This is a genomic window from Corynebacterium sp. Z-1 (assembly GCF_031844665.1).
Lineage (GTDB): Bacteria > Actinomycetota > Actinomycetes > Mycobacteriales > Mycobacteriaceae > Corynebacterium > Corynebacterium sanguinis.
Genome location: NZ_CP134621.1, coordinates 64,187 through 84,645, shown reverse-complemented (window position 1 = coordinate 84,645; position 20,459 = coordinate 64,187). Strand labels below are relative to the sequence as shown.

Genomic DNA, 20,459 nt, shown 5'->3' with positions numbered 1-20,459 from the left:
AACAGGAATACATGGACAACAACAAAGTACTGCGGTGGGGCATCTTCGGCGCCACCGCCCTAATCGTGCTCTACTTGTTCACGCTGATCGGCGATGAAACCCGCAGCTACCAAACGGTGGACACCTCCGTGGCCCTGGAGCAGTTGCAAAACAACAACGCCCAAGAGGTCCAGATCGACGACCGCGAGCAGCGCGTGCGCATCGACCTGCGCGAACCGATCACCGTCGACGAGCGCGAGGGCGTGGAAAGCGTCATGGCGCAGTACCCAGCGCGAACTTCGCCGGAGATTTTCAACGCGGTGCGTTCCTCGGGCGCGGACAGTTTTGAAACCAACGTCACGCAGGACTCATTCCTGCTGTCCATGCTCGGTTTCATGCTGCCGATGATTCTGATCTTCGGCTTACTGTTCTACTTGATGTACCGCATGCAGGCCGGTGGCGGCATGTTCGGCATCGGCGGCTCGCGGGCAAAGCAGCTGACCAAGGACAACCCGACGAACACGTTCGCCGACGTCGCCGGCGCCGACGAGGCGGTCGACGAGCTTCAAGAGGTCGTGGACTTTTTGCAGGACGCGGAGATTTACGAGCAGCTCGGCGCGAAGATCCCGCGCGGCGTGCTGCTCTACGGCCCTCCCGGCACCGGTAAGACCCTGCTCGCCCGCGCCGTGGCCGGCGAGGCCGGGGTGCCGTTTTACTCCATCTCGGGTTCCGACTTCGTGGAAATGTTCGTCGGTGTCGGCGCCTCGCGCGTGCGCGACCTGTTTAAGCAAGCCCGCGAGAACGCCCCGTGCATCATCTTCGTCGACGAGATCGACGCCGTTGGCCGCCAGCGCGGCTCTGGCACCGGCGGCGGCCACGACGAGCGCGAGCAGACGCTCAACCAGCTGCTCGTGGAGATGGACGGTTTCGGCCCCCGCGAGGGCATTATCCTCATCGCGGCGACGAACCGCCCCGACATCCTCGACCCAGCGCTGTTGCGCCCGGGACGTTTCGACCGCCAGATCCCGGTGACCAACCCGGACCTGGCCGGGCGCCAGCAGATTCTCAAGGTCCACGCCAAGGACAAGCCGCTCGGCCCCGACGCTGACCTGGACGCGCTGGCTAAGCGCACCGCCGGCATGAGCGGCGCGGATCTGGCCAACGTGCTCAACGAGGCGGCGCTTCTCACCGCGCGCATCGGCGGCAACGTAATCACCGCCGACGCGCTTGAGGAGGCGACCGACCGCGTGATCGGCGGGCCGCGGCGCAGCTCGAAGATCATCTCCGAGAAGGAAAAGAAAGTCACCGCCTACCACGAGGGCGGGCACACGCTCAGCGCGTGGGCGCTCAAAGACATCGAGCGGGTCTACAAGGTCACCATCCTCGCGCGCGGCCGCACCGGCGGGCACGCCATGACCGCGCAGGAAGACGACAAGGGCATGTACAACCGCGACGAGCTGTTCGCACGCCTTGTCTTCGCCATGGGCGGCCGCGCCGCCGAGGAGCTCGTCTTCGGCGAGCCCACCACGGGTGCGAGCTCGGACATTGAGCAGGCGACAAGGATCGCCCGCGCAATGGTCACTGAGTACGGCATGTCCAGCGTGCTCGGCGCCGTCAAGTACGGAACCGAGCAGGGCGATCCTTTCTCCATGTACGGTGCGGGCAACAAGGCCGAGTACTCGCCCGCGGTCGCGGAGACCATCGACCGCGAGGTGCACGAGCTTATCGACGTCGCCCACCAGCGCGCCTACTCCATCCTCGCCGACAACCGCGACTACCTCGATACCCTGGCGACGAAGTTGCTGGAGAAGGAGACGTTGCGCCGCCCGGACTTGGAGGCGATTTTCGACGGCATCGAGCCGCGCGAATCGGGCCTGCCGGTTGTCGACGAGCGCTTTGTCGCCCAGGCCGGCCGTGAGCCGGTGAAAACCCCGGTGGAGCTGGCCAAGGAGCGCGGCGAGGAGCCGCCGGCGAAGGTCTCCCTGCTGGAGATGTCGCGCAACGCGCGCAAGCGCCGCATGGCCGAGCGTGAGGCGGAGAAGAAGAACGACAAGACCGGTTCGACGAAGTGGCGTCCGGGTGACGAGCGTGTGGTGGAGCAGCCGCGCTACGGCGGTCCGACACCGCCGCCGAACTGGACCTATCCGGGTGCGGGCCGCCACGCACAGCCTGAGCCGCAGGCCCAGCCCGTGCCACAGCCCACGGTGACCAACGAGCACCCGGGTATGCGGAACTACGCGCAGCCGGACACCCCGATCGGCTTCAAGCTGCCGGAGAACGAGCAGCCGGACCACCCCTGGACCGACACGGAAAAGACGACGGAGTCTGCGCGCCACGAGGCGCCGGAGGAGACCCCGAAGCGCGATGCGGCGGACGTCGCTAAGCCAGACAGCCCGGGTAGCGCAGAGACGACGGAGATCCCCAGGGTGAGGGACGACAATGAGCGCTAGGGCTTTTGATCGTGATCGCGCCGAGGCCGCGGTGCGCGAGCTGTTAATCGCCGTCGGCGAGGACCCCGACCGCGAGGGCCTGGCCGAAACCCCGGCGCGCGTGGCCCGCGCCTACGAGGAGGTCTTCGCGGGCCTGCACTCGGAGCCGACCGACGTGCTGGAAAAGACGTTCGCGGAAAACCACCAGGAGCTCGTCCTGGTGCGCGACATCCCGATCTACTCCACGTGCGAACACCACCTCGTGCCCTTCTTCGGCACGGCCCACATCGGCTACATCCCCGGCCCGGACGGCAAGGTCACCGGGCTGTCGAAGCTGGCGCGCCTGGCGGACCTCTACGCCAAGCGCCCGCAGGTTCAGGAACGCCTCACCGGACAGATCGCCGACGCGCTGGTGGATAAGCTCGACGCGCAGGCTGTCATCGTCGTCATCGAGTGCGAGCACCTGTGCATGGCCATGCGCGGCATCCGCAAACCGGGCGCGGTGACCACGACCTCCGCGGTGCGCGGCGGCTTCCAACACAACGCAGCCTCACGCGCCGAGGTGCTCAGTTTGATCAGGAGGTAGCTCATGACCACCGTGCAGGAGCTGACGGTGCCCGGCCGTGCACTCGTGATGGGCATTGTGAACGTCACGTCCGACTCCTTTTCCGACGGCGGGCGCTGGCTCGACTTCGACAGCGCGCTGGATCACGCCCGCACGCTCGTCGCCCGCGGTGCGGACATCATCGATGTCGGGGCGGAGTCGACGCGCCCCGGTGCGGTCCGGGTGCCGGCCGAGGTAGAAGCCGAGCGCGTGCGCCCCGTCATCGAGCACCTGCACGCCGAGGGGATTCGCACCTCCGTGGACACGATGCGCGCCTCGACGGCGCGCGTCGCCGCGGCCGCCGGGGTGGACATGATCAACGACGTCTCCGCCGGCCTCGCCGACCCGGAGATGTACCACGTGATGGCGGAGGCGAATCTGCCCGTCTGCCTGATGCACTGGCGCACCGACGTCTTCGGCGACGCAGCGGGTGCCTCCGACCACGGCGGCGACGTCACAGGCGACGTGCACGCGCTGCTCAACCAGTGCATCGACAGTGCGCTCGCCGCCGGCGTCAAGCGCGACCAGATTGTCGTCGACCCCGGCCTGGGCTTCGCCAAGACCGCAGAGGAGAACTGGCGCCTGCTCGCAACGCTTCCGGAGTTCATCGCGGGGCCCTACCCGGTGCTGGTCGGGGCGTCGCGCAAGCGCTTTCTCACCGCGATCCGCGCCGAGCGCGGCCTGGAACACGGCCCCGAAGACGCCGATCCCGCCACGGCCGCCGTGACCGCGATCGCCGCGCAGATGGGCGCGTGGTGCGTGCGCGTGCACGAGGTCGCCGCCTCGCGCGACGCCGTCGATGTCGCCGCCGCCTGGAACGGGGCTTCCCGTGGCTGACCGCATCGAGCTCAAAGGCCTGCGCGTCCACGCCCACCACGGCGTGCTCGAGCACGAAACGCGCCACGGCCAGGGGTTTAGCCTGGACATCGTGTGCTGGCTCGACTTCGCCGACGCCGCGGCGGGAGATGATCTGAACCTCACCGTCAACTACGCCGAACTGGCTCAGCTCGCGCACGACATCGCCGCGGGCGCGCCGCGCCAGTTGATTGAAACCGTCGCCTCCGAGATCGCCGACGCCGCGCTGCGCTCGTTTGAGGCCCTGCACGCGGTCGAGGTCACGGTACACAAGCCGCACGCGCCGATCCCGCTGCTTTTCGGCGACGTCGCCGTCGTCGCGCGCCGCTCCCGGAAGAACCTCAAGGCCTAAGCCATGCGCGCTGTGCTCTCGACCGGCTCCAACATGGAGGATTCCCGCGCGCACTTGGCCAGTGTCGTCGACGAGTTCGCCGCCGAGCTCGTCGCCGCGTCCTCCCTCTACGCCACCGCGCCGTGGGGCGGGGTTGAGCAGGACGACTTCCTCAACCAGGTGCTCATCGTCGACGTCGAGCAGAGTCCCCGCGAGCTGCTGCGACGCTGCCAGAGCCTCGAGCAGCGCGCGCGCCGCGTCCGTAAGAAGCGCTGGGGCCCGCGCACGTTGGATGTGGATATCGTGCTTATCGACGGCTTCTCCTCACGTGATCCCGAGCTCACCGTGCCCCACCCCCGCGCCCACGAACGCGCCTTCGTGCTCGTGCCCTGGCTAGAGATCGACCCGGATGCCCATCTTGGGGACCGAAGCGTTGCGGGGATCGTCGATAAGCTGGGTGCGGAAGGGGTGAGAAAGCTGTGACGAGGATCTCCATACCCGCGCTCGTGGCGCTCGCCGGGTTCATGGCCGCGGCGGTGTTCATTCTCGTGCGCAGGTTCTACGGGGCTCTGAGCACCATCGGGCTGAGCGCCTCGATGCCGCTGTGGATCGTCGCCGCCGTGTGCCTGTTTGTGGCCTACATGGTGAAAAAGCGACGCGAGGAAGGCAACGTGGGCCTGGACCGCTCCCAGCTCAACCCCATGATGGCGGCGAACTTCATGCTGCTGGGCAAAGCCAGCGCCTGGGCCGGAGCCGTGTGCGCCGGGGCGTTCGCGGGCCTGCTCGTCTACATCGCACCGCGCCTCGACCTGCTCGCGGCCGCCCAAGCGGACCTGCCCGGCACGCTGTCGGGAACCCTCGGGGGGCTCGCGCTGGCGGTCGCCGGGGTCGTGTTGGAGCGCGCCTGCGAGGTGTCGCCACCTACTCAGGGCGAGGCGGTTGGTTAAGGTGATGACCATGAATGCCGAGAACACGAAACGCGACAACGCTACTTTGTGGATCGTCGTGCCCTTCGCACTCGCCATCGTGGGCACCGTGGTGATGCTGTTTACCAACTCGGCGAACGTCCTCAAAGTTTCCCTCATCCTCGCTTTGTGGGCGGCCGTTGCCGGGATCATCCTAGTAACCCGGCTGCGCCGCGACCGCGATCAGGCGCAGCGCGAACTGGTGGCCCGTTCCGAACGCTTCGAGGCCGAGCTCGACGCCGCGCAGGCGCGCGGCGAGGCGGACCGGGTACTGCTCGAGCGCGCGCGCAGCGGTTCTGACACCGCAAGCAGCATCGATGTCGAGGTGCTGCGCGAGATTCAGGCCGAGCTCGCCCGGCTGCGCGCGCAACTCGAGGAACTGTCCGGGCGGTACTTCGAATACGAGCCCGCCGCGCTGCGCGCCCAGGCCCGGCGCATCGCCGAGCTGGAGGAAGCAGCCGGGTCGTCGAAGGTGGAGCCGGAGCCAGTGGCGCCGGAGCCCGAGCCCAAGCCGGTGGAGCCCGAGCCGGTAGCGGAGGTCGCGGAGCCGGTGGAGCCCGAGCCGGTGGCCACCAAGCCTGCCTCGGGCCCGTCGACCGATGACACCGCGAAACTGCAGCGCGTGCGTGAATCGGCCCCGGCGGCCAAGCGCACGACACCCGCGCCGGGGCCGTCGCGCCCGGTGGGAGCGCCGACGTTCGATGCGGTCGCGGGCCGGGTCGGCGAGCGCCGCGAGACGCTCAACGACGCCCACAATCCCCTGTCGAAGCTCATCAGCGAGCGGCAGGCGGAGAGGTTCGAAGAACCAGCGCAACCGGCGCCCAAGCCTGCACCGAAACCGGCACCCGAACCCGCACCGAAGCCTGAGGCGCACGGGGGCCGCCGTCGCCGCGACGAGCACGGCCGCAGCTCGCTGACCGTGGCGGAGCTTCTGGCGCGGGCCGAAAGGAACGCTGAATAGATGGCGCCACGCCTCACCATTGGTGCGGTTGTCACGGAAACGGAACTCTCGCGCGCGCTCGCTCGCGCGGGCCACACAGTGCGCGGCCTTGACGCGCGCAACCCCGGCAGCGTCGCGGATGTCGACGCGGTGCTTCTCGATATGTCCGACACCGTGCGCATCGCGGAACTCGCCGACGCGTTCGCCGCCTACGTCCGGCCGCGCCAGATGTTCATCCACACGGCGCTTGCGCAGGGAGCGCAGCTTCTCGACGCCGTCGAGACGCGCGGGGCGATCGTCATGGCGGCGCACAACGTGTTTTCCAACCATTGGGTGACATCGGCCGCCGACGAGCTCGGGGAAACGGTGATCGGCCTGCTCATCGCGGAGATCGGCGGGATGTCGCACACAATCGCGGACAGTCAGCGGATGCGCGCCGCCGCCGCACTGCGCATCCAGGCGCACGAAAGTGTGCTGCGCGCCGACTCCTTCGACCTGCTGTCTTCTGCCGTGGAGTCGTTGGAGGCGTTCGGCCACGAGTACAGTATGGCGCCGCGTGGGAGCGTCGATAAGCTAAGCCCCGCGGAGCTGGAACGGATGCGCCAGGCGATTGATGACCCGGGCGTGGCCGCGCTGTTCGTGGAGCTGCAGAGGCGCTCGGCGCAGCAGCTTGGCGACGCCGAGACCGAGCTGTGGTCGATGTTTACAACGAATCAGGAAGGAAAGTAAGTGGCTTTCGAACCAGGCGCGGCCGTGGTGGTGACGGACCCGACGCAGCTAGCCACCTACGGCAGGGCGTTTCGCAAGGTGGGCAAGTCCGTCGTGGTCGTGCCGCTGGGCGAGGGGATCCACGCCGGGCACGTGCAGCTCATCCGCGCGGCGCGTTCGCTGCTCGGGGCGGTGGTGATGGTGACCTATACCGGTGAGAAGGTCCCGGAGGTCTTCGCCGCGGAGAAGGTTGACGTGGTGTTTCACGGTTGCCTCGGCGGCGGCGTGTGCGTATCCACCGGCATCGACCACCTCGAGGACGCCGGGGAGATCGGCGCGGCGGTCGGCAGCGTCATCGCCGCGGCGGGTGCGACGCACGCGACCGACATCGTGCTGGGGGAGAAGGACTTCGAGCTGCTCGTCGCGCTGCAGCGGGCGGTGACGGCGCTGCGCATGGAGGTCAAGCTGCACAGCGTGCCGATCGTGCGGTCGTCATCAGGCGTGGCGATGTCGCTGCGCAACGATCGTTTCGCGCAGGTAGATCGCGAGGCGGCGCTGGCGCTGTCGGCGGCGCTAACCGCCGGGGCCCACGTCGCCGAGCGCGGCGCGGACGAGGTCCTCGCCACCGCGCGCGGGGTGCTTGAGGCGGCCGGTGTTTCGCCCGATTACCTCCAGCTGCGCTCACTGGGCTTTGGGCCGGCGCCCGCGCAGGGAGACGCCCGCCTGCTCGGCGCGATCACCCTGGGCGGGGTCCGGCTGATTGACAACGTCGGCGTTCCTGTTGGTGTGGGGTTTAAAAACATCGGGGGATAGCTGCGAGGTCGAGTTCGCCCCGCCGCGCCGCCCCGACTACCCTTGAGCAGGTGACTAACCAGAGCCAGGACATCAGTGAGCAGCAGCAGTTTCGGCGGGCAAAGCGTCAGAAGCTTATCGACGACGGACGTGGCGCCTACCCCGTCTCGGTCGACCGCACGACGTCTCTGAAAAACCTCCGCGAAACTTATGTCGTCGTGGCCGAGGACGACGAACACACCCCGCCGGAGGGCGTGACGGCCCTGGGCCCGGGCGAGGAAACCGACGATGTGGTCTCCGTCGCCGGGCGCATCATGTTCAAGCGCGACACCGGTAAGCTGTGCTTCGCGTCCCTGCAGGAGGGCGACGGCACCCAGCTGCAGGTCATGCTCTCGCTCGCCGAGGTCGGCGCCGATGCGCTGGCTAGCTGGAAGGACGACGTCGACCTCGGCGACATTGTGTCGGTGACTGGGCGCGTGATCGCGTCGAAACGCGGCGAACTTTCGGTGATGGCGTCGTCGTGGCAAATGGCGTCGAAGGCGCTGCGCCCGCTGCCGGTCGCGTTCGCCGAGATGAACGAGGAGCAGCGCGTTCGCCACCGCTACACGGACCTGATCATGCGCTCCGCGGCGCGCGAGAACGCGATGACCCGCATCAAGGTCATCGCGGCGGTGCGCAAGTACCTCACCGGCCTGGATTTCGTCGAGGTCGAGACCCCGATGCTGCAGACGCTGCACGGCGGGGCGGCCGCGCGCCCCTTTGTCACCCGCTCCAATGCACTCGACATCGACCTCTACCTGCGCATCGCTCCCGAGCTGTACCTGAAGCGCTGCGTCGTCGGCGGCATCGAGCGCGTCTTCGAAATCAACCGCAACTTCCGCAACGAGGGCGTCGATTCCTCGCACTCGCCGGAGTTCACCATGTTGGAGACCTACCAGGCGTGGGGCACCTACGCCGATGGCGCGAAGATGATGAAGGGCCTCGTGCAGTTCTGCGCCGAAGAAGTCTTCGGATCGCAGAAAGTCACGCTCGCCGACGGCACCGTCTACGACTTCTCCGGTGAGTGGAAGGTGCTTCAGATGTACCCTTCGCTCAACGAGGCGTTGGCCCGGAAGTTCCCCGGCCAACCGGAGGTGACCATCGACTCCAGCGTCGAGGAGCTGACCGCGATCGCCGAGGCCATTGGGCTGAAGGTGCCTGCCAACGCGGGCTGGCTGCACGGCAAGCTCGTCGAGGAGATTTGGGAGGAGTTGTGCTCTGATCAGCTCTACGAGCCGACGTTTGTGACCAACTTCCCCGTGGAGACCTCGCCTTTGACCCGCGACCACCGCGAGCAACCCGGGGTGACCGAGAAGTGGGACCTCTACATCCGCGGCTTCGAGCTGGCCACCGGGTATTCGGAACTGGTGGATCCGGTGATCCAGCGCGAGCGCTTCGTCGACCAGGCGCGCCTTGCCGCGCACGGTGACGACGAAGCCATGGTGCTCGACGAGGACTTCCTCGCCGCGATGGAGCAGGGGATGCCGCCGACCGCCGGAACCGGCATGGGTGTCGACCGCCTGCTCATGGCCCTGACCGGCCTGGGAATCCGGGAGACGGTGCTGTTCCCCATGGTCAAGCCTGAAACTAATTAGGTTTGCGAAATTAAAACCGGTTTACGGCTCGCATCGCTTGTCGACGCGGTAGGGTTGCGTACGGCTTTTCATAACACTCGTACAAAAGGATAAATCTCGTGAGCACCATCTACCCCGGCCCCAACCATGAGGAATTCGACCGCGACGGTCTGCCCATCCGCAGGAAGGGTTCCGCCGGCGCGCAGCCGTCCAACCCGTTCGCGCAAACATACGATCCGTACGCAGCGGCGGGTCCTTTCGTGACCGTGCAGCCGCAGTACCCCGTGCAGCCGGGCGCGTACCCTCCGGTGCCCTACGCGCAGACCCCGTACGCCGTGGCCCCGAAGAGCAAGATCGTGGCAGCGCTGCTGTTTTTCTTCCTCGGATCCTTCGGTTTTGGTAACTTCTACCTGCACCAGAACAAGCGGGGTATCGCCAAGCTGATACTCACCTTCGTCGGCTTTATTACGGCGATCATCCTGATCGGATTCGTTATCCTGGCGGCGGTTGGTTTCTGGGCGCTGATCGAGACGATCCTGGTGCTCGTCGGCGCCGGCGGATACGACCGCGACGGCAGGGGAGTGCCGCTGGACTAGGCCGAGACCTTTGGGTTTCGCTGGTGACCTAGGGTTTTCGCCTGGGTATTCTTTGACCGCGACATTTCGTCGGCTGAGATGTCACGGTCAAGCCGTTTCTGGCCGCGCCGACCTGGGGTTTTGCACCACGGCGTCCGTTGACCGTGACATTCCACCGCCCGAGATGTCACGGTCAACCCAGAACCGCCACAACTGACCTGGGCTTTTACACCGGGCAACCCGTTGACCGTGACATTTCGTCGGCTGAGATGTCACGGTCAAGCCGTTTCTGGCGGCGCCGACCTGGGGTTTTGCACCACGGCGTCCGTTGACCGTGACATTCCACCGCCCGAGATGTCACGGTCAACCCAGAACCGCCACAACTGACCTGGGCTTTTACACCGAGCAACCCCTTGACCGTGACATTCCACCGCCCGAGATGTCACGGTCAAGCCGTTTCGGTACCCGGCAACCTGGGGTTTTGTGCCTCGGAACCCCCGACCGTGACATTCCACCGACCCACAACCGCCGACCAGGGGGCGTCGAGAAGCAAACGCGTATTGCGATTTTGTTTTTCTATTACTAACATCACCGATAACACCAACCAAGGGTTGTTACCCGCCGCAGAAACTGGCGGGGCAAGACCTGGAGAGGTCGCGGTTTCGCGTTGTCTCCGGGTCTTTTCGCATTTCGAAAGGAAGTGAACAGTGTCCACCACAACGTCCAGCCTGAGCGCGCAGGCGAAGGACATCCTCGACGGCGTCGGCGGCGCCGACAACATTGCCACGCTTACCCACTGCGCAACCCGTTTGCGTTTTGAGCTTAACGACGCCTCCCTGGCCAACAAGGCCGCCCTCGAGGCCGTGCCGAAAGTCATGGGCGCCGTGCCCCAGGGAGGCTCCCACTACCAGGTCATCGTCGGCGGGGACGTCGCCAACGTGTACACGGCCATGAACAACCTGCCGGAAATGCGTGAGCGCTCCAACTCCGCCGTCAAGGCGCAGCAGCGCGCGAAGGCGCAGGGAAAGCTGCCCTGGCTCGACGCGTTCTTCGAGTACCTGTCCGATTCCTTCCGCCCGATCCTCGGCGTGCTGTTGGGCGCATCGCTGGTCATCGCGTTCGCCGCGGTGATGGACGCGCTGGGCCTCGTCGATTTCCGCGCCGAGGTCAAGAGCCCGGGCTGGCAGTTCGTCGACGCGATGTGGAGCTCGGTGTTCTTCTTCCTGCCGGTCATGGTGGCCTACAACGCGGGCAAGAAGCTGGGGATCGACCCCTGGGTCCCGGCGGCCGTGATGCTGGCGTTGTTCACCCCGAACTTCACCGGCTTGGCGGATCACCCGGACGCCGTGACAACCCAGAACGCCCTGCTGGGCAGCGAGGTCACGCGCGTGGATGTATTCGGCCTGCCCATGTACCTGCCCGACTACAACGGCAACGTCTTCGTGCCGCTGATCATGGCGGCGATCGCAGCAGTTGTGTACAAGGGCCTGCAGAAGATCATTCCCTCTGCTGTCCACATGGTCTTCGTGCCGTTTTTCACCCTGCTGGTGATGATCCCCCTGACCGCCCTGGCGATCGGGCCCTTCGGTTACGCCCTCGGCGCCTGGATCGGCACCGGACTCGCGTTCTTGAACACCAACGCCCCGTTCGTTTTCGCCATCGCCATCCCAATGCTGTACCCCTTCCTTGTCCCGCTCGGCCTGCACTGGCCGCTCAACGCGCTGATGCTGGTCAACATCCAGACGCTGGGCTACGACTTCATCCAGGGCCCGATGGGCGTGTGGAACTTCGCCTGCTTCGGCGCCACCGCGGCTGTGCTGGCCATCTCCATGCGGGAGAAGGACAACGTGATGCGCCAGACCTCCGGTTCGGCGCTCGCGGCCGGCCTGTTCGGCGGCATCTCGGAGCCCTCGCTCTACGGCATCCACCTGCGCTACAAGCGCATCTACCCGCGCATGCTCGTCGGCTGCTTCGTCGGCGGCGTCACCATCGCGATCCTGTCCGCGCCGTTCGCCGGCGTGCAAACCAACGCCTTCGTGTTCACCTCGCTTCTGACCATCTCGGTGTTTAACCCGGCGTGGGTTTACATCATCGCCATCGCCGTGGCCTTCTTCACCTCCTTCGCGCTGATCTATATCAGCGACTACCGCACCGCGGAGGAAAAGGCTGCCGCACGAGAAGGCGCAGCGCAGTCGGCTGAACCAGCGCCCGCCGCACAGGAGCCCGCCCAAGAACCCGCCGCAGAAAAACCCGCAGCAACCACGCGCGTCCTCGCCCCCGCAGCCGGAGAAATCGTCGCGATGGAGGCGCTTGCTGATCCCGCGTTTTCCGCCGGCGCGCTCGGCCAGGCGGTCGGGGTTATCCCGGAGGCCGGCGAGGGCACGGTTGTCTCCCCGGTGGCCGGCACGGTGATCTCCGTGGCCAAGACCGGCCACGCCTACGGCATCAAGACGGCCGACGGCATCGAAATCCTCGTCCACATCGGGATCGACACGGTCAAGATGAAGGGAGAGGGCTTTGAGCCGCTGGTGGACAAGAAGCAAGAGGTCACCGAGGGCACCGAGCTGGCGCGGGTCAATTTCGCCGCGGTCAAGGCCGCGGGGTTTGACCCGACGGTGATCACCACGGTGGTCAACACCAAGGCCATGGCCGGTGTCGCCGACGTCGCCGACGGCACCGTCGGTGCGGGCGATCCCGTGCTGGAAGTAACCAGGTAGAAGCACGGGCCCGGCTACACTTTCAACGCATGCAGATATTGCGCGTGTTCAACAACAACGTCGTGCTCGCCCGCAGCGGTGAGCACGGCGGGGAAGTTGTTGCCACCGGCCGTGGGATCGGCTTCGGCAAGAAGCAGGGAGATGTGCTCGACCCCGCCGCGGTCACCCGCGTGTTTGTCCCCGCCGAGGGGCGCGACCCGGACCATTCGGCGCAGATGCTCGCCGGTTTGCCGGCTGAGCGCGTCGCCCAGGTTGCCGCGGCCCTCGAGGCCGTCGGTGCACCAGCGGACAGCCGCAACCGGTTGACGCTGGTCACCGCGATCTCTGATCACCTCGAGTTCGCCGCCGCCCGCGCCGCCTCGGGCGAGGAGCTCAACTACCCGCTGCGCAGCGAGGTGCTGCACCTTTACCCGCGCGAGTACGAGATGGGTGTGGAGCTGCTTGCGGAGATCAACCGGCGCCAGCGCGCGGCGGGGGCGACCGAACTGCCGGACTCCGAGACCACGGCCCTGGCTTTGCACCTCGTCAACGCCGGGTTCTCCACGGGGGATCTGGCCCAGACCTACCAAATGACGGGTGTGATCCAGCAGATGCTCGAGATCGTCGCGGCGGGGCTGTCGATCACGTTGAACACGGCGTCGATAAGCGTGGCTCGCTTTATCACACACGTGCGCTACCTCCTGGTCAGGCTCAGCCACGGTCGCCAACTCGACCACGGCCAATCACCGCTGACGCGCCAGCTTCTCGACGCCTACCCGCGCGAGGTCGCCTGCGCCCGCCAGGTCGCCACCGTTGTGGAACTGCGCTTCGACTGCGCACTTACCGAAGATGAAATCGCCTACCTCGGCCTGCACATTGTCAGGCTGGGAGAAACCCAAAGGATGAGCCAATGACTGACCGATCAGTACTGCACGGAATCGGCGTGTCCGCCGGAACCGCTTCCGGCCCCGCCGCCGTAGTCACCCCGCCCACCGGCGTTGACGAGGCCGAGCCGCCCAGCGTCGACCCCGAAGCCGACGGCGAGCGCGTGCGCGAGGTGTTAGAGCAGGTGGCGGCGTCGCTGCGCGAGCGGGCGGGCCTTGCCAACTCCGAGACCTCAGCCGCCGTGCTCGAGGCCACCGCGGCCCTCGCCACGGACCGCGGCCTGATCAAGGGGGTAGCCAGGCAACTACAGAAGGGTTCCGGACCCACCCGGGCGATCTTCGACGCGGTCGAGGTCTACGCCGCGAAGCTGCGCAAGCTCGGCGGCTACATGGCCGAGCGCGTGACCGACCTCTACGACATTCGTGACCGCGCCATCGCGCGCCTGCGCGGGGTGGCGGAACCGGGTGTGCCGGCGCTGAGCCGGCCGAGCGTGCTTGTCGCCCACGACCTCGCCCCCGCCGAGACCGCAACCCTAGACCCGGCGCTCGTGCGCGGCATCGTCACCGCCGGCGGGGGAGCGACCTCGCACACCGCGATCCTCGCTGCCCAGCTCGGCATCCCCGCAGCCGTGCAGGTCAAGGGAATTGACGCCCTTCTTGCGGGTGAAGGCGAGGTAGAGCTAGCCATCGACGGCGGCGTCGGCGAGGTCATCGTCGCGCCCACGCCCGACGACGTCGCCGAGCTCGAGGAGCGTTCGCGCCGCCGCGCTGCGGCGCTTGCGGGGTCTTCCGGTGAGGGTGCGACACGCGACGGGCACCGGGTGAAATTGCTGGCGAATATCGGCACCGCCGCCGACGCGGCACAAACCGCCGCGGCGGACATCGAGGGCTCCGGATTGTTCCGTACCGAGTTTCTTTTCCTCGACCGCGAGGCCGCCCCGAGCGTCGAGGAGCAGACCGCGACGTACGCCGAGGTGTTGCGCTCTTTCGGCACCCGCCGCGTGGTCGTGCGCACCCTCGATGCCGGCGCCGACAAGCCGCTGAGCTTCGCCGACCTCGGGCCCGAGGACAACCCCGCGCTCGGCCGGCGCGGTCTGCGGCTGTCGCAGGCGCGCGAAGATCTTCTCGACGCCCAACTAAGCGCCCTGGCCGCCGCGCACAAACTCGTGCCGGAGGCGGACCTGTGGGTGATGGCACCGATGGTGACCACGGTGGAGGAAACGCAGTGGTTCGCCGAGAAGACCCGGGCTCACGGACTGCCCCGCGTGGGCGTGATGGTGGAAACCCCGGCGGCCGCTGTGCGCGCCAAACACCTGCTCGCGCTGGTGGATTTCGCCTCCATTGGCACCAACGACCTTTCGCAGTACACCATGGCCGCCGACCGCATGGAAGGTGAGCTCGCGCACCTTTTGAATCCGTGGCAACCGGCCGTCTTGTCCATGGTGCGCGCAACGTGCCGCGGTGGGGAAGCCACCGGCAAGCCCGTCGGGGTGTGCGGTGAGGCGGGCGGTGACCCGCTGCTCGCCCTCGTGTTGGTTGGCCTCGGCGTAACCTCGCTGTCGATGGCCCCGTCGCGGGTGGGCGCGGTGCGCGCCGCGTTGCGCAGCCACGACATCGACACCTGCCGCCAGATGGCGAACTTCGCCGAGGACGCTCCGACCGCGGCCGATGCGCGCGCTGCCGTGCTCGCTCTGGCTGACCCGGTGTTGCGCGACCTGCTCTAGCGGTGACCAGCCCATGTTCGCTACTGGCGAACATGGGCTGTGACATGCCTTTTTGCTCCTTTTGTACGAAAGCACTCCAGAAAGTTGGGAAAGGTTGTCGCGCCCGCGCGTTATGGTGGAGGACAACTATTTTTACATAACTTTCTTAAGGGGTTGCCTGATGTTCGAGCGGTTTACCGACCGAGCCCGCCGCGTTATCGTCCTGGCGCAGGAGGAAGCGCGCGCGCTGAACCACAATTACATGGGCACGGAGCACATCCTGCTCGGCCTGATCAAGGAGGGCGAGGGCGTCGCGGCCAAGGCGCTGGAGTCCATGGGCATCAACCTTGAGGACGTGCGTCGCGAGGTCGAGGAGCTCATCGGCCACGGCACCCAGCCCGTGACCGGTTACATTCCGTTTACGCCGCGCGCCAAGAAGGTGCTTGAGCTCTCCCTGCGCGAAGGTCTGCAGATGGGCCACAAGTACATCGGCACCGAGTTCCTCCTGCTCGGCCTCATCCGCGAGGGCGAGGGCGTTGCCGCGCAGGTGCTGATCAAGCTAGGCGCCGACCTGCCGCGCGTGCGCCAGCAAGTTATTCAGCTGCTCTCCGGCTACGAAGGCGGCGAGAGCCAGGGTGAGGGCGGCGAGCAGGGCGGTCTCGCCGGCGCCGGCTCAGGCCCCGCCCCGTTCGGCGGGGGCGGCGGGCAGCGCGGCGGCCAGGGCGAGCGCTCGAACTCGCTCGTGCTCGACCAGTTCGGCCGCAACCTCACCGCAGCCGCCCGCGAGGGCAAGCTCGACCCGGTTGTCGGCCGCGACAAGGAGATCGAGCGCATCATGCAGGTGCTCTCGCGCCGCACCAAGAACAACCCTGTACTCATCGGCGAGCCCGGTGTGGGCAAGACCGCCGTGGTGGAGGGCCTCGCACTCGACATCGCCAACGGAAAGGTCCCCGAGACACTGAAGGACAAGCAGGTGTACTCGCTCGACCTGGGCTCCCTGGTGGCGGGTTCGCGTTACCGCGGCGATTTCGAAGAGCGCCTGAAGAAGGTGCTCAAGGAGATCAACCAGCGCGGCGACATCATCTTGTTCATCGACGAGATCCACACCCTCGTCGGCGCGGGTGCCGCCGAAGGCGCGATCGACGCGGCCAGCCTGCTGAAGCCGAAACTGGCTCGCGGCGAGCTCCAGACCATCGGCGCGACCACTTTGGACGAGTACCGCAAGCACATCGAGAAGGACGCAGCGCTCGAGCGCCGCTTCCAGCCCGTCCAGGTAGACGAACCTTCCGTCGAAGACACCGTGACCATTCTCAAGGGTCTGCGCGACCGCTACGAGGCGCACCACCGCGTTTCCTACACCGACGACGCGCTCGTCGCCGCTGCGAACCTGTCGGACCGCTACATCAACGACCGCTTCCTGCCGGATAAGGCCGTTGACCTGCTCGACGAGGCCGGCGCCCGCATGCGCATCAAGCGCATGACCGCGCCGGAGGGGCTGCGCGAGGTCGACGAGCGTATCGCCGAGGTGCGCAAGGAAAAGGAAGCCGCGATCGACGCCCAGGACTTCGAAAAGGCCGCCGGCCTGCGCGATACCGAGCGCAAGCTCGGCGAGGAGCGCCGGGAGAAGGAAAAACAGTGGCGCTCCGGGGACCTCGAGGAGATCGCCGAGGTCGGCGAGGAGCAGATTGCCGACGTCCTGGCGAACTGGACCGGAATCCCCGTGTTCAAGCTCACCGAGTCCGAGTCCTCGCGCCTGCTCAACATGGAAGATGAGCTGCACAAGCGCATCATCGGCCAGGACGAGGCCGTTCGCGCCGTCTCGCGCTCCATCCGTCGTACCCGCGCGGGTCTGAAGGACCCGAAGCGCCCGTCTGGCTCGTTCATCTTTGCCGGCCCGTCCGGTGTGGGTAAGACCGAGCTGTCCAAGGCGCTCGCCGAGTTCCTCTTCGGCGACGACGATTCGCTGATCCAGGTCGATATGGGCGAGTTCCACGACCGCTTCACCGCCTCGCGCCTGTTCGGTGCTCCTCCCGGATACGTCGGCTACGAAGAGGGTGGCCAGCTCACCGAGAAGGTCCGCCGCAAGCCGTTTAGCGTCGTGCTTTTCGACGAGATCGAAAAAGCGCACAAGGAGATCTACAACACCTTGCTGCAGGTGCTCGAAGAAGGCCACGTCACCGACGGCCAGGGCCGTCTCGTGGACTTCAAGAACACCGTGCTGATCTTCACCTCGAACCTGGGCACGAGCGACATCTCCAAGGCTGTCGGCCTCGGGTTCAGCGGCAGCACTGCCACGGATTCGGAGGCGCAGTACGACCGGATGAAGAACAAGGTCCACGACGAGCTGAAGAAGCACTTCCGCCCCGAGTTCCTCAACCGTATCGACGAGGTCGTTGTCTTCCGCCAGCTGTCCCAAGACGAGATCGTCCAGATGGTCGAGCTAATGATCGCCCGCGTGGACAAGAACCTCGCCGCCCAGGACATGGGCATCGAGGTCACCGACAAGGCGAAGGACCTGTTGGCCCTGCGCGGTTTCGATCCCGTGCTCGGTGCGCGCCCGCTGCGCCGCACCATCCAGCGCGAGATCGAGGACATCTTGTCGGAGAAGATCCTCTACGGCGAGATCGGCGCCGGAGAAATCATCACCGTCGACGTCGAAAACTGGGACGGCGACGTCGAAGCCGCCAAGCGCGAGCGCGGCAAGGTTGCGGAAGAGGCTACCTTCACTTTCACCCCGCGGCCGAAGCCACTGCCAGCCGAAACCTTCGATGTGGAGCTCGAAGACGAGGTCCGCGACATCTCCCCGACAGACGGCGAGGCCGATGCTCTAGTGCCGGATGTCCCGCCGGAGACGGAGGGATCGGAGGATGACGGCGGCGCGACCCCGCCGCCGGCTGGGGCTGGTCAGCCGCTCTAGAAGGTCCCGCAGTTCGAGCCGGCGGGGACCCCGTTGAAACGGTCCATAATCCACCTAAACGAGGTGGGGGACTGTGTGATGATGCCCGCGGCGTGGTTGACACCGAATTTGGTGCCCGGGGTCAGCGGCGGGATGTTCTCGTTGAACATTGTGGTGGTGACCCCCAGCGCGCAGTAATCGCGGGCGAGCTGGACCACCTGCGGGGTGGGGACGAGGTCGTCGTTGCCGCCGGTGGACACCATGATCGGGGACGTCGGGGCCGTCTCGCCGAGCTTCTGGTCCACGAAGAGCTGCTTGATGTGCGGCAGCGAGTTCACGATTTCGTAGAGGGACTCGCCCGTGGAGGTCAGGTCGCTCGTGCTCGTGAAATGGCGGGTCAGAGCGTCGTCAACCATGCAGGAATCCTTGGTGCCGTTGAGAAACTCCCAGCCACGGTCGTTGAGTTTGGTGTCCAGGACCGCGCCGAGCTCGGGGTAGCGCGCCAGGTAGCCGTTGGCGGCGTAGCCGAGCACCGAGGTGATGGTCGAGGTATCGACACCCTTGACCACCTCCATCAGGTCGGCCGGGGGCGCGCCGGCGAAGGTGCCCTTGACATTGAGTTCCGGGGCGTAGGTCGGCTGCAGTTCGGCGGCAGCGGCGGACGCGCCGCCTCCCTGGGAGTACCCGTAGAAGGCGACCGGGGAGCCGGCGGGGACCACCGCGCGGGCGGCGTCGAGCATGGCGTGGCCCTCTTCGTCGTGGAGCACGTAGGTGTGTGCGCCGGGGGTGCCCAGGCCGATGTAGTCGACCACGACGACGCGCATTCCGGCCAGTGCCGCGGCTTCGTAGAAGACAAGCTCGTAGTTGACGCCGAGCGCCGGCTGGGCTGCATCCAGTTGGGCGGTCAGCCACGGCCCGCGCGAAGGTGCGCACATGTCGCCTGCGCCGCGGGTGCCGGGGGCGAAGATCACCGTCGGGGTGGGGCCGTTGCCCTGCCACGGGTTGGCGGGTTCGATGACGAAGCCGGAGGTGGCCACGGGATCCCCGTGGACCGTGGTTGAGGTGTAGAGGATTTTTTCGGCGTAGCCGGGGAAATCGGGGCCGAGGATGTTGAGCAGGTGCGGGGCGGGCTGGGTGCGAAGCAGGGTGCCCGGGGTGCCGAGGTTGTCCACGGGGTCGTCGTAGAAGGGGTCGTAGCCGTGGATAAAGGAGTCGGCCGGGGTCGTGGCGGCGTGGTGGACGCCGTCGGCAAGCTTCTGGGCTTCCCCGGAGCTTTGGGCATTAGCGGTGGTGATCGACGCGGTTACAGACGCGGTGGTCAGCGCGAGCGCAGCGCATGTTGTGGCAGCAGTTAGCTTGAGCAAATGTTTCATGTGTGGAAACCCTACCAATTTTCCAATGCAAAAACTAAATAATAGCGATGAAAAGTATTGGGCACACCCAATTTTAGGGTGGGTTAACGCCTAGGCCAGCGCGACGAGGCTCGCCGCCATCAGCGCCATGCCCGCAATCACCCCGTAAACCGAGTGGTGGTGCTCGCCCGTGGCGATAGCGCTGGGCAGGAGCTTGTCAAAGCTGATGAACACCATGATGCCCGCCACCGCGGCGAACGTGAGCCCCAAGGTTGCCGGGCCCATAAACGGCATGAGCAGCGCGAAACCGACGAGCGCGCCAACCGGCTCGGCGAGGCCGGACAGAGTCGCCCACCCGGCGGCAGTCCACTTCTTACCCGTCGCTTCACGCAGCGGCACCGCCACGGCAATGCCCTCCGGGATGTTGTGCACCGCGATCGCGAACGCAATCGGCAGGGCAATCTTCGGGTCGCCCAGCGCGGTGACAAAGGTGGCAAAACCCTCGGGGAAGTTGTGGATCGCGATCGCAAAACCGGTGAGCAGGCCCGCGCGCTTCATCGCCGAGCGCGCCTGGTAGCGCCCGCCCCCATCCTGGAACTCGTGCGGGTTAATGGATTCAGGCACGAGCCGGTCGATCACAGCGATCACGGCCACGCCGGCGAAAAACGCCAACACACCATAGAGGCCGGCGCGGTGGCCATAAACCTCGGTGAGATCGTCGATGCCACCCGGAAGAAGCTCGACTAGTGATATGTATACCATCACGCCGGCGGACAGCCCCAGCGAGCCAGCGAGGAACCGATTCGACGGGCTCGATTTCAACGCAACGAGCAGTCCGCCGAATCCGGTGGACGCGCCGGCCAGAAGCGTGATGGCGAAGGCAACGGCCACCGCCTGAGAATCAAAGGTAAGTGCGTGGTCCACGCTAACGCAGTTTAGAGCGGGTGCCGATAAGATTGCGCCATGGGTCTCTACTACCGAAAGAAGAAGAAGCTCGGCCGCAACTCCTGGCTGAACCTGTCCAAGTCCGGCGGGTCAGTGTCCAAGAAGGTCGGCCCGATCACCGTCAACTCCCGCGGCGGGCTGTGGGTGAATCTTCCCGGCGGGCTGAACTTCCGCGGCAAGTGGAAATAGAGC

At 66.5% G+C, this 20,459-nt stretch carries 18 protein-coding genes; 16 read left to right on the top strand and 2 right to left on the bottom strand.

Annotated elements, in window-relative coordinates:
• The first annotated feature begins 11 nt into the window (after window positions 1–11).
• The 15 genes from ftsH (at window position 12) to RIU96_RS00380 (ending at window position 17,991) form a co-directional block, all read left to right on the top strand.
• Window positions 12–2,429 (top strand): ATP-dependent zinc metalloprotease FtsH, encoded by a 2,418-nt coding sequence (gene ftsH / locus RIU96_RS00450; RefSeq protein WP_259809975.1) that lies wholly within the window; start codon window positions 12–14, stop codon window positions 2,427–2,429.
• A complete protein-coding gene (gene folE, locus RIU96_RS00445) occupies window positions 2,419–2,994 on the top strand; it encodes a GTP cyclohydrolase I FolE (protein WP_136648943.1) in 576 nt (191 codons plus the stop codon). Before ftsH ends, folE begins: the two co-directional genes overlap by 11 nt.
• 3 nt (window positions 2,995–2,997) lie before the next feature.
• Entirely contained in the window at window positions 2,998–3,849 is an 852-nt protein-coding gene (folP, locus tag RIU96_RS00440) for a dihydropteroate synthase (protein WP_259809986.1), read from the top strand.
• Window positions 3,842–4,219 carry a dihydroneopterin aldolase gene (folB, locus tag RIU96_RS00435; RefSeq protein WP_259809988.1) on the top strand — a complete coding sequence of 126 codons (378 nt, stop codon included), beginning with the start codon at window positions 3,842–3,844 and terminating at the stop codon, window positions 4,217–4,219. The genes folP and folB overlap by 8 nt, the downstream gene beginning before the upstream one ends.
• Before the next feature lie 3 nt (window positions 4,220–4,222).
• Window positions 4,223–4,681: a 2-amino-4-hydroxy-6-hydroxymethyldihydropteridine diphosphokinase gene (gene folK, locus RIU96_RS00430; RefSeq protein WP_144689546.1), complete on the top strand. Its 459-nt coding sequence runs from the start codon at window positions 4,223–4,225 to the stop codon at window positions 4,679–4,681.
• Window positions 4,678–5,145, top strand: coding sequence for a DUF3180 domain-containing protein (locus RIU96_RS00425; RefSeq protein WP_006840574.1), 468 nt, complete (start codon window positions 4,678–4,680; stop codon window positions 5,143–5,145). The genes folK and RIU96_RS00425 overlap by 4 nt, the downstream gene beginning before the upstream one ends.
• Window positions 5,146–5,155: 10 nt before the next feature.
• Window positions 5,156–6,124 (top strand): DUF6779 domain-containing protein, encoded by a 969-nt coding sequence (locus RIU96_RS00420; RefSeq protein WP_259809990.1) that lies wholly within the window; start codon window positions 5,156–5,158, stop codon window positions 6,122–6,124.
• Entirely contained in the window at window positions 6,125–6,832 is a 708-nt protein-coding gene (locus RIU96_RS00415; RefSeq protein WP_144689552.1) for a 6PGD fold domain-containing protein, read from the top strand. It abuts the gene before it with no gap.
• Entirely contained in the window at window positions 6,833–7,624 is a 792-nt protein-coding gene (locus RIU96_RS00410; protein ID WP_144689554.1) for a pantoate--beta-alanine ligase, read from the top strand.
• 50 nt (window positions 7,625–7,674) lie between these two features.
• Window positions 7,675–9,237 (top strand): lysine--tRNA ligase, encoded by a 1,563-nt coding sequence (lysS, locus tag RIU96_RS00405; RefSeq protein ID WP_259809992.1) that lies wholly within the window; start codon window positions 7,675–7,677, stop codon window positions 9,235–9,237.
• A 98-nt stretch (window positions 9,238–9,335) separates the two neighbouring features.
• Window positions 9,336–9,812, top strand: a complete 477-nt coding sequence (locus RIU96_RS00400; RefSeq protein WP_259809994.1) for an NINE protein — start codon at window positions 9,336–9,338, stop codon at window positions 9,810–9,812.
• Window positions 9,813–10,498: 686 nt separating this feature from the next.
• Window positions 10,499–12,508, top strand: coding sequence for a glucose PTS transporter subunit IIA (locus RIU96_RS00395; protein ID WP_144317833.1), 2,010 nt, complete (start codon window positions 10,499–10,501; stop codon window positions 12,506–12,508).
• Window positions 12,509–12,537: 29 nt separating this feature from the next.
• Complete coding sequence (locus RIU96_RS00390) at window positions 12,538–13,401, top strand: PRD domain-containing protein (protein WP_144317834.1); 864 nt, start codon at window positions 12,538–12,540, stop codon at window positions 13,399–13,401.
• A complete protein-coding gene (gene ptsP, locus RIU96_RS00385) occupies window positions 13,398–15,095 on the top strand; it encodes a phosphoenolpyruvate--protein phosphotransferase (RefSeq protein WP_144317835.1) in 1,698 nt (565 codons plus the stop codon). The genes RIU96_RS00390 and ptsP overlap by 4 nt, the downstream gene beginning before the upstream one ends.
• Window positions 15,096–15,255: 160 nt before the next feature.
• Window positions 15,256–17,991 (top strand): ATP-dependent Clp protease ATP-binding subunit, encoded by a 2,736-nt coding sequence (locus RIU96_RS00380; protein WP_259810001.1) that lies wholly within the window; start codon window positions 15,256–15,258, stop codon window positions 17,989–17,991.
• Here RIU96_RS00380 and RIU96_RS00375 read toward each other — a convergent pair.
• Together RIU96_RS00375 and zupT are read right to left on the bottom strand one after the other, a co-directional pair.
• Complete coding sequence (locus RIU96_RS00375) at window positions 17,988–19,343, bottom strand: lipase family protein (protein WP_136648929.1); 1,356 nt, start codon at window positions 19,341–19,343, stop codon at window positions 17,988–17,990. The two genes, RIU96_RS00380 and RIU96_RS00375, sit on opposite strands and share 4 nt — an antisense overlap.
• Window positions 19,344–19,433: 90 nt before the next feature.
• On the bottom strand, window positions 19,434–20,246 hold the full coding sequence (gene zupT, locus RIU96_RS00370) for a zinc transporter ZupT (protein ID WP_311205027.1): 813 nt from the start codon (window positions 20,244–20,246) through the stop codon (window positions 19,434–19,436).
• 39 nt (window positions 20,247–20,285) lie between these two features.
• Here zupT and RIU96_RS00365 point away from each other — a divergent pair, with 39 nt between their 5' ends.
• Complete coding sequence (locus RIU96_RS00365) at window positions 20,286–20,456, top strand: DUF4236 domain-containing protein (protein ID WP_006840589.1); 171 nt, start codon at window positions 20,286–20,288, stop codon at window positions 20,454–20,456.
• Window positions 20,457–20,459: the final 3 nt, after the last annotated feature.

Excerpts from the sequence above, each read along its gene's own strand:
- folP (WP_259809986.1), top strand. The coding sequence starts at position 2,998 with ATGACCACCGTGCAGGAGCTGACGGTGCCCGGCCGTGCACTCGTGATG.
- ptsP (WP_144317835.1), top strand. The coding sequence starts at position 13,398 with ATGACTGACCGATCAGTACTGCACGGAATCGGCGTGTCCGCCGGAACC.
- folE (WP_136648943.1), top strand. The coding sequence starts at position 2,419 with ATGAGCGCTAGGGCTTTTGATCGTGATCGCGCCGAGGCCGCGGTGCGC.
- RIU96_RS00390 (WP_144317834.1), top strand. The coding sequence starts at position 12,538 with ATGCAGATATTGCGCGTGTTCAACAACAACGTCGTGCTCGCCCGCAGC.
- RIU96_RS00365 (WP_006840589.1), top strand. The coding sequence starts at position 20,286 with ATGGGTCTCTACTACCGAAAGAAGAAGAAGCTCGGCCGCAACTCCTGG.
- ftsH (WP_259809975.1), top strand. The coding sequence starts at position 12 with ATGGACAACAACAAAGTACTGCGGTGGGGCATCTTCGGCGCCACCGCC.
- RIU96_RS00380 (WP_259810001.1), top strand. The coding sequence starts at position 15,256 with ATGTTCGAGCGGTTTACCGACCGAGCCCGCCGCGTTATCGTCCTGGCG.
- RIU96_RS00420 (WP_259809990.1), top strand. The coding sequence starts at position 5,156 with ATGAATGCCGAGAACACGAAACGCGACAACGCTACTTTGTGGATCGTC.
- folK (WP_144689546.1), top strand. The coding sequence starts at position 4,223 with ATGCGCGCTGTGCTCTCGACCGGCTCCAACATGGAGGATTCCCGCGCG.
- RIU96_RS00375 (WP_136648929.1), bottom strand. The coding sequence starts at position 19,343 with ATGAAACATTTGCTCAAGCTAACTGCTGCCACAACATGCGCTGCGCTC.
- RIU96_RS00415 (WP_144689552.1), top strand. The coding sequence starts at position 6,125 with ATGGCGCCACGCCTCACCATTGGTGCGGTTGTCACGGAAACGGAACTC.